We start from the raw sequence: 9451 nt of genomic DNA on the forward strand, positions 1-9451 counted from the left end.
TCTTAGTTGTTTCGTTATTGATTGTTTCTTATATAGATACAATTCGGATTGCCAAACCTTCAAAAAACCAAGTTAAAGGGGTTCATCAGGATGCTCTTTGGGCATCTATTCACACAATGGCGAATGGTTTGGCGGTAGCATTTATTTTATTTGACGTATAACAGTATTTAATTAGTTCGCAGTTCAACCATAATACGCTTCTTMAACTAACCTGCCCCGTTAGTTCAATAAGAAAAAAGGCTTCACTCCTTATTGAAGTAAAGCATCCGTTACATCCGTTAGTAAAAATACCTATAAGTGGTCAGTCTAAAATCTATTGTACACTTTAGTTCAAATTGAATAATTCCGAAATAATTTCAGCACTTCCTGGAGAAAACATAAATAATGAGAATGAAATAAATAATAGTCCTACAAATACCAAGCTAAATTTTTTATTCCCAAGTAGCCCCTTAACTACTAAAAATAATCCTACAAATAATATTAAGAAATACCAAAAGCCCATAATCTCCCCCCTCGTTTAACTTAATAAAATGACGTTACCGTTCACTATAAAGTTCATTCTTGCTTATTGAAGTAAACTGCCCCGTTAGTTGAATAAGTTCAACAAAAAAGCGTTAATCCTTCTTGGATCAACGCATCTCGTTAGTTAATTAAATTTGTTTTCTAATCTTATTATCCCAGTGTGTCTATGTCACTTTTGTATTCTAAAATATCCCCAGGCTGACAGTCCAAAGCCTTACAAATAGCTTCTAAAGTTGATAATCGAATTGCTTTTGCCTTTCCATTTTTCAATATAGAAAGGTTAGCCATTGTGATTCCAACCCTCTCCGAAAGTTCTGTTACGCTCATTTTTCTTTTAGCCAACATCACATCAATATTGATTATAATCGCCATTTTACTCACCTCAGACCGTTAAATCATTTTCTGATTTTATATTTATGGCATTTATTAATATCTTTTGAAGAACAGCAGCAAAGACTGCAATCACAATTGAAGCAAAAATAATGACCATTCCGATTACTACGAGTCCAGGGGCATCGTCTGAATCTGCTACGAGAAATATGGCTGGCAATACTGCCACATATAAGATACTGATTGTGATTGCACAGTATTTTATATTCTTTAAAGCCTTTACAGATAATTCCGAGAAAGCTTCGTTCTTGTCAATATAGCTTAAAAGTCTTAAAGCCTGATACAGAGCGAAGAAAAACGGAATCGCCGTTGCATACATACAGATTAAAACAGGATATTGCAAATAAGCCAGCCCATTTTCGAATTCTGTGTAAAGGTCAGCGAACTCAGGCAACACAAATATACATAAAGCAAGAATCGGAATTCCCATAAGAAAAATAACTACCTTTAAAAAGAGTGTTTCTCGTTTCATATAAAGCACCTCTCCTATTTATCTTCAATTTGATTTTAACAGGATATTTATCGTTTCACAATAAATTATTATCCTTTCCAATTCTATTCTTGCTGTATTATAAATATTCCTTTAATTTTAGACAATGAAAAAGCATTCCCCTTTGAATGACATCAGTATTCGAGCTAAAGAAATAAAAAAGAGGCTTCACATAAACTTGAACAATTTATGTGAAGCCTCTAGTCATATACACTATGTTAGCAAAATTACATTACAATATCCGCTGCTCTTCTACCTAACTTAAGATGTCTAGTGGTGAATTGTTGAAACTGATCCTTTGTAGTCAATACTGTAAGAATAGAACTTAAGAACAGAGCAATATAGTTTCCATATTTATCCATATTTAGTCCTAATATAAAAGTTACACTTGTAGCTGTAATAACCATCATTAACTTATACCATAAAGCTTTCATCACTCAATTTAAACACCTCGATTTAATTACTTAAGTATAAATTCACCTTGAGGTATTAGATTCCTTTTAATAATGAGCATAAAAAATAAACCTCAATCGGTGTTAGCGATGTTGCGCATAATGTTCCTACTGTAAACAAACAATCTCTTACATGCTAAAGAATTTTTTTATAACAGAAATAAATAGAATTAAAAAGTTTTACTTATATTCGTTATTTTCTAAAACAATTACTTGATCCTTATTGTTTTGGGCTATTTGTTTTGTATTTTCTACCAACCGAAAAATATTATCACAACATTGTTTTGCACCAATAACTAATAATGGCACACCAATAAAATCAATTTTTAATCCTCTAGAAAAAAAACCCCCAATCGACATCGCTAATGGTACAGTTGGTGATGTATTGGAGAAGATTATTTGTTCATGAAATTGATGTTTACTTTGAATCAATAAAATTAAATTTTTCATTGCTGGAACAACAAGTTTAGAAGATTTCCGACCTATTGTATACACTGGGTCTCCATTTTCATCTATCCCATGGAAAATGATGTTTCCAAAATCCTTTTTAGTTAACTTATTGAAATAGTTTACACTTAATATTTCTTCTTTTGTCAGTTCTCGTTCTGATTGGATAATTTCTTTTAAATGATATGCCGCTGCCAGAGCTGTAGTATGAGTTCCACCATAGTCATTATATATATAAATCACGATATCATCCTTTGAATTGTTTTCTTAGATTATTATGGGCATTAAATCTAAATCTAAACTCAATTCTTTTGATTAACAATTAATAAATTTACATAAAAAGCAACGCTAGCTTATGCTGCGTTTAATATTCTGAGAGCGAAATAAAAGGAACGTCCGGGTTGAAGTTCCTTTTAATTTCTACACATAACTAAGGATAGAAAAAAAGAGGCTTCTCAAAAGTTCAGTGAACTCATGAAAAGCCTCTCAAAATCAACTACGAATTAAAATCACGGCACCATTCCGGCACCAAAAACTTTCAAGTCTTAAAAGCATTGATATATCAACTTTTTCGAGACTATATTACATCATGCCGCCCATTCCGCCCATGTCAGGCATACCGCCGCCTGCATTTTTGTCTGGAATTTCTGCTACTACTGCTTCAGTAGTTAGGAACATGGCTGCTACAGATGCTGCGTTTTGAAGTGCAGAACGAGTAACTTTAGTTGGATCCACGATACCCGCTTCCATCATGTTCACCCATTCGCCGTTTGCTGCGTTGAAACCAATACCGATTTCTTCACGTTTCAAACGATCCACAATGATTGAACCTTCAAGACCTGCGTTGTTTGCGATTTGACGAACTGGCTCTTCAAGAGCACGAAGAACAATTTTCACACCAGTTGCCACGTCACCTGTTGCATCTGAAGTTACTTCCACAACTTTGTTGTAGACGTTAACTAGTGCAGTACCACCACCAGAAACGATACCTTCTTCAACAGCCGCACGTGTAGAGTTCAGTGCATCTTCAATGCGAAGTTTACGCTCTTTTAGTTCTGTTTCAGTTGCTGCACCGACTTTAATCACGGCAACACCACCTGAAAGTTTTGCTAAACGTTCTTGTAGTTTTTCTTTATCGAATTCAGAAGTAGTATCTTCTAATTGTGAACGGATTTGGCTTACGCGACCCGAAATTTTTTCTGGTTGGCCAGCACCTTCAACGATTGTTGTGTTTTCTTTCGTTACCACAACTTTCGCTGCGCGTCCTAATTGAGTGATGTTAGCAGACTTCAAGTCTAAACCAAGTTCTTCAGTGATTACTTCGCCACCTGTAAGAACCGCGATATCTTCCAACATAGCTTTACGACGGTCGCCGAATCCAGGTGCTTTTACAGCAACTGCATTGAATGTGCCACGTAATTTGTTCACTACTAATGTAGCTAAAGCTTCGCCTTCAACGTCTTCAGCAATCAAGATCAATGGTTTACCTTGTTGAACCACTTGTTCTAATACTGGAAGAATCTCTTGAATGCTTGTGATTTTTTTGTCCGTGATCAAGATATATGGATTTTCTAAAATAGCTTCCATTTTCTCTGAATCCGTAACCATGTATGGAGATGCGTAACCGCGATCAAACTGCATACCTTCCACTACATCAAGCTCAGTTGTGAATCCTTTAGATTCTTCAATTGTGATAACGCCATCGTTTCCAACGCGTTCCATTGCTTCCGCAATCAATTGACCAACTTCTTCGTCAGCAGCAGAAATAGATGCTACTTGAGCAATCGATTCTTTGCCTTCGATTTCTTTAGAGATTTCTTTTAACTCAGTAACTGCAGCAGCAACCGCTTTTTCGATACCTTTACGGATACCGACTGGGTTAGCGCCAGCTGTTACGTTTTTCAAGCCTTCGCGAATCATCGCTTGTGCAAGAACTGTTGCCGTAGTTGTACCGTCACCTGCAATTTCATTTGTTTTAGAAGCAACTTCAGCTACAAGCTTAGCGCCCATGTTTTCAAATGGATCTTCAAGTTCGATCTCTTTTGCAATCGTTACACCATCGTTAGTAATAAGTGGTGAACCGAATTTTTTCTCAAGAACGACGTTACGTCCTTTTGGTCCAAGCGTTACTTTTACAGCATCCGCCAATTTATCTACACCACGAAGCATCAAACTGCGTGCGTCTTCACTGAATTTAATTTCTTTTGCCATTTTGTAAACCCTCCTAAAATATGTTTAAGTATTAGCCTACAATTGCTAAAATATCATTTTCACGTAAAATCAAGAATTCATTACCTTCAAATTTCACTTCAGTACCTGCGTATTTAGAGAAGATGATTTTGTCGCCTTCTTTTACATCCAACTCAACACGTGTGCCGTTATCCAGTACACGACCAGTTCCTACAGCAACTACTTTGCCTTCCTGCGGCTTCTCTTTAGCAGAGTCTGGAAGTACGATACCGAATGCAGTTTTTTCCTCAGCTTCGATTAATTCGATTACAATACGATCGCCTAATGGTTTTAACAAGTGAAACAACCTCCTTGAATGGTAGTAATTATTTTATTAGCACTCTCTCTTCTTGAGTGCTAACACAATTCCTATCATAATGAATCACTCACATTTTTGCAAGTGGGAACATACAGATTTTTTGTATTCTTTGCGAGGACTCACGAAAAACAATACAATAGGAAGAGAACTTCTTTTGATGAAAGGAAACTATCTGTGAAAAATAACAAAACAGCGTTTTATCTCATATTGGTTTACATCGTAATGCAACTGTCTGGCGCCTTATTTGCTCCCCTCATTTTCAGCTATTTGAAAGGTCGGGAAGGCATGGAAATCGAGCAAGCCAAGTTGTTAGCAAGTGGCTGGTGGGTGTTCCTGAGCATGGCAGTGGCCACACTTATTGTTTTACTAATCATTCGTAAAGATGGTGCTTTTTTAAATCACTTAAAGGGTAAAAAGAGTTCTGTCCCCGCTTCGATTCTTTGGGGAATTGCCGGTTTCTTTATGGTACTCTTCGGACAAGCCATTGCCTCGCTTATTGAACAATCCTTTGGAATCGAGCAGGGATCCGAAAATACCGCTTCACTAATACAAATTGCCGAAGCAGTGCCAATGGCGATTTTTGCGATTGCCTTGTTTGCCCCTATTCTTGAAGAACTGATTTTCAGACGGGTCATTTTCGGTAACCTTGTCCAAAAAACAAATTTCTTCATTGCAGGTGCAGTGAGTGCCATCGTATTTGCGATTATCCATTTTGATTTCACACACCTTTTACTCTATGCCGTGTCAGGATTTATATTCGCATTTTTATACTATAAAACTAGACGAATTTTGACTTCGATCATCTCCCATATGCTGTTGAATGGGTTTGTTGTATTGATTCAATTAAATATGGAGAACATTGAACGCTATCAAAAGTATTTAGAATCACTATCCAATTCACAATAATAAAAGCACTAAAAGCAAAAAGCCTTCCACCATTATAGAGGTGGAAGGCTTTCATTTTGGCGTTTCGCTTCTTCGATTTTTTGAAGAGCTTCTGCCTTTATAAATTTGCGATAGCCTATTTTGGCTATGACAATGCTGAATTCAAACAGCAAGATGAGCGGAAGTGTAACCAAAACGTGCGACATAATATCTGGTGGCGTTAAAATATCCGCAACCACCACAAGCACAAGGTAAATATACTTGCGATACTTGGTCAGCATCATCGGTGTCAAAATCCCTAATCGGGTCAGGAACAGCAAGATAACCGGCATTTGGAAAACAAAACCGAATGGAATGGTCAATTGAAACAGGAATTCGAAGTATTCATTGATCCCGATTGTCTGCACAATGTTCAGATCAGCTGATAAGTCAGCCATGAAATGGATGACAAATGGGAATACGACATAGTAGGAAAATGAAACCCCTGCTATAAATAACAAAAAGATAAACGGAATGTAGCTAAGAGTTGCCGTTCGCTCTTTTTGATAGAGTCCTGGAGAAATGAATGCCCAAATTTGATATAAAATGAGTGGGGATGTCATGACTATTGCCAAAACCATCATTACGGAAATTAATATTTTAAATGGATCCGTAATTTTAAATGCATTCAATGTTATGTTGCGTGCTTCTTCACTTACCTGCAAAAATTCTATCAGTGGGCCAGCTAGGAAATAGCTGATGATCACTGCTATAACAAAGAAAACGACGATTATCATCAGTCGTTTTCTTAATTCAATAATATGTTCAACTGTAGTCATGTCTCTTTCTTCCATCAGAAAAACACCCTAACGTACTTACTTATCTTCTTCTTCTATCTTTTTCTTCTTTTTATGATCGTCATCTTCGTCGTCATCGACTAGACCTCTTGTTGCATTTTTGAATTCGCGAAGCGAACTGCCGAATGCTCGTCCCAGTTCAGGAAGCTTTTTCGGACCGAATACAAGTAAAGCCACTACCACAATCAATAAAATACTCAATGGACCTGTAGGCATGATAGGCACCTCCTCGTGTCTATATTTATTTTAACGCATTTTTGCTTAGTTTGCTATTTGCTTCTATGAATTATGTGTGAACGTTTCTTCATCCTGTTTAATGAAGTAAATCAGTGTTTGCAGCTCTACGGACAAATCAATTGTATGAACACGTATCGTATCAGGGACAGTCAGACGAATCGGCGTGAAGTTCAAAATCCCTTTTACGGATGTTTTCGTTAATCGGTCCGTTACTTCCTGCGCTGCTCTTGAAGGCACGGTTAAAATCACGAGTTCGATTCCGTATTCCTGTATTTTTTCTTCTAGCTTGCTAGGCTCGAAGATCGGGATGTCACTAATCATCCCATCTTTCGTTGCACTTGTATCAAATGCCACTACGATTCGGGTGTTATGATTTTTATGGAAATTGTATTTCAGAAATGCCGTCCCTAAACTACCTACACCAATTAATGCGACATTCGTTTCTTCATCCTGATCGAGTGTTTGACGGAAAAATGCCAACAGATTTGGCACATCATAACCGTAACCTTTTTTGCCTAACGCACCAAAATGTGAAAAGTCCCGGCGAATAGTTGCTGAATCTATTTTCATCGCTTCACTCAGTTCCTGTGAAGATACCCTTTTCTTCCCTGCGTTCGAGAAGTTTTGGATGAATCGGTAATAGAGAGGTAATCTTTTAGTTGTAGCTTGTGGAATTTTAAGCGGTTCTTGTTTCATGCCGTTCCTCCTGCATTCAAGCGAAATCGCTTTCATCTTACATGAGTAAATGAGAGAAGTAAAGTTCAGTCGTTGCATGAGTTCCTGGCATCCATTAAACTAAGTGAGAACTGAGGTGGAATTCATGATTGTCTTACAAGTGAATCAATTATATAAATCGTTTGTCGTCGATGAAATATTAAGCGGTGTCAAACTTGAAATTAACCATCGTGACCGTGTGGCTTTAGTCGGACGAAACGGTGCCGGAAAGTCGACACTCCTGAAAATTATTGCAGGTGAAATGTCGTATGACTCTGGAGAAATCATCATTCCTAAAGGCACAAAAGTCGGTTATATGGAACAACATGCAGGCATTGACTCCGACTTATCCATTTGGGACGAAATGATGACCATTTTTGAGCATCACCGGGATGCTGAAAGAGAATTGCGTTCCCTGGAACAGCAAATGGCGAATCCCGAAGTATATGAAAACGCTGAGTCTTATGCGCGTATCATGTCTGACTATGACAATAAACAAGTGGCATTCAAAGACTCCGGTGGCTATCAGTATGAAGCGGATACCCGTTCCGTCCTTCACGGAATGCAATTCTTCCCTGAAGAATACACAAAACCAATTCAATCGCTATCGGGTGGTCAAAAAACTCGACTGGCATTGGCTAAATTATTATTAACAAAGCCAGATTTACTGATTCTTGATGAGCCGACGAACCATTTGGACATCGATACGCTCAGTTGGCTGGAGCGTTATCTTCAAGGATATCCTGGTGCGATACTTATCGTTTCGCATGACCGTTACTTCCTTGATCAAGTCGTGAACTTTGTATATGAAGTTTCCCGTCACAAAGTGAAACGTTTTGTAGGTAATTATAGTGCTTACTTGGATGAAAAGGCCAAGACGTACGAACGCGATATGAAAACATTTGATAAGCAACAAGAGGAAAAAGCTAAACTTGAAGATTTTGTTCAACGTAACCTTGCACGTGCTTCCACGACTAAGATGGCACAGTCACGTCGCAAAGTATTGGAGAAAACGGATTGGATGGATTCGCCGGACGGGGATGAAAAATCTGCGAATTTCGGATTTTCTATTGACCGTCAAAGTGGCAATGACGTCTTGAAAGTGCAAGATGTAACAGTCGGTTATTCTGGGAAACCTGTCTCTCAGGACGTCAACCTCCGTGTATTCCGTGAAGACCGCATCGCCCTGGTCGGACCGAACGGTGTCGGGAAATCCACTTTACTGAAAACGGTGGTTAAGGATATCCCACCGATAGATGGATCCATACATTACGGGACCAATGTTCAATTCGGTTACTATGACCAGGAACAGGCAAAATTGACGGGAACTCGCTCCGTACTGAGAGAATTGTGGGACGAATGGCCATTAATGAATGAGAAAGATGTCCGGAATGTGTTAGGACGATTCCTGTTCAGTGGTGATGATGTGACTAAATCGATTTCTTCATTATCAGGCGGTGAAAAAGCGCGTGTTGCTTTGGCGAAACTGATGATGTTGAAAGCCAACACCTTGATTCTCGATGAGCCAACTAACCATTTGGATCTTGATAGCAAAGAAGTACTGGAGAATGCCTTAATCGACTATCCCGGTACTATCCTATTCGTATCACATGACCGCTACTTTATTAACCGGATTGCCACGAAAGTGATTGAGTTATCAAGTGATGGTGCCTTTGAATATTTAGGTGATTACGATTACTATGTCGAAAAGAAAAAAGAGTTAGAAGAAATTCGAGCTGAGCAAGCAGGTCCTAAAGCAATAGAAGCTGCAACGGCGAAGCAATCCACTTCCACCATCGATAAAGAGGCAAAGAAACGGGAACGACAGATCACAAGACGCTTGGAAGAACTTGAAACTCAATTACAAACCATTGAGGAACAAATTAATGCTGTGGAAGAAAAATTATGTGACCCGGCCATTTTCCAAGAT

Annotated in this window: 11 protein-coding genes; 2 read left to right on the forward strand and 9 right to left on the reverse strand. The window is 38.2% G+C overall.

Annotated elements, in window-relative coordinates; all coding sequences use genetic code 11:
• Positions 1–325 precede the first annotated feature (325 nt).
• From AC1DSB_RS09195 to groES, 6 genes are all read right to left on the reverse strand, one after another.
• Positions 326–502, reverse strand: coding sequence for a hypothetical protein (locus AC1DSB_RS09195; protein WP_016429470.1), 177 nt, complete (start codon positions 500–502; stop codon positions 326–328).
• A gap of 170 nt (positions 503–672) precedes the next feature.
• Entirely contained in the window at positions 673–894 is a 222-nt protein-coding gene (locus AC1DSB_RS09200; RefSeq protein ID WP_016429471.1) for a helix-turn-helix domain-containing protein, read from the reverse strand.
• Between the two features lie 10 nt (positions 895–904).
• Positions 905–1384 (reverse strand): DUF2975 domain-containing protein, encoded by a 480-nt coding sequence (locus AC1DSB_RS09205; protein ID WP_342542902.1) that lies wholly within the window; start codon positions 1382–1384, stop codon positions 905–907.
• 650 nt (positions 1385–2034) lie between these two features.
• The gene (locus AC1DSB_RS09210) at positions 2035–2544 is read right to left on the reverse strand and encodes a DUF3189 family protein (protein WP_477532516.1); all 510 of its coding nucleotides are present in this window, start codon (positions 2542–2544) and stop codon (positions 2035–2037) included.
• A gap of 339 nt (positions 2545–2883) precedes the next feature.
• Complete coding sequence (gene groL / locus AC1DSB_RS09215; protein WP_016429474.1) at positions 2884–4512, reverse strand: chaperonin GroEL; 1629 nt, start codon at positions 4510–4512, stop codon at positions 2884–2886.
• A gap of 31 nt (positions 4513–4543) precedes the next feature.
• Positions 4544–4828 carry a co-chaperone GroES gene (gene groES / locus AC1DSB_RS09220; RefSeq protein WP_016429475.1) on the reverse strand — a complete coding sequence of 95 codons (285 nt, stop codon included), beginning with the start codon at positions 4826–4828 and terminating at the stop codon, positions 4544–4546.
• Positions 4829–5023: 195 nt separating this feature from the next.
• Between groES and AC1DSB_RS09225 the strand changes: the two genes are divergently transcribed.
• Positions 5024–5755 (forward strand): lysostaphin resistance A-like protein, encoded by a 732-nt coding sequence (locus AC1DSB_RS09225; protein ID WP_477532515.1) that lies wholly within the window; start codon positions 5024–5026, stop codon positions 5753–5755.
• 32 nt (positions 5756–5787) lie between these two features.
• Here AC1DSB_RS09225 and tatC read toward each other — a convergent pair whose 3' ends face one another.
• The 3 genes from tatC to AC1DSB_RS09240 form a co-directional block, all read right to left on the reverse strand.
• A complete protein-coding gene (tatC, locus tag AC1DSB_RS09230) occupies positions 5788–6567 on the reverse strand; it encodes a twin-arginine translocase subunit TatC (RefSeq protein ID WP_477532514.1) in 780 nt (259 codons plus the stop codon).
• Between the two features lie 21 nt (positions 6568–6588).
• A complete protein-coding gene (gene tatA, locus AC1DSB_RS09235; protein ID WP_477532513.1) occupies positions 6589–6786 on the reverse strand; it encodes a twin-arginine translocase TatA/TatE family subunit in 198 nt (65 codons plus the stop codon).
• 63 nt (positions 6787–6849) lie between these two features.
• A complete protein-coding gene (locus AC1DSB_RS09240; RefSeq protein WP_477532512.1) occupies positions 6850–7503 on the reverse strand; it encodes a redox-sensing transcriptional repressor Rex in 654 nt (217 codons plus the stop codon).
• A 124-nt stretch (positions 7504–7627) separates the two neighbouring features.
• Here AC1DSB_RS09240 and AC1DSB_RS09245 point away from each other — a divergent pair.
• Positions 7628–9451 (forward strand): ABC-F family ATP-binding cassette domain-containing protein (locus AC1DSB_RS09245; RefSeq protein ID WP_477586539.1); only part of this gene is annotated, 1824 nt, incomplete at its 3' end.

This window comes from Paenisporosarcina sp. P4_E4_2 (assembly GCF_056401595.1).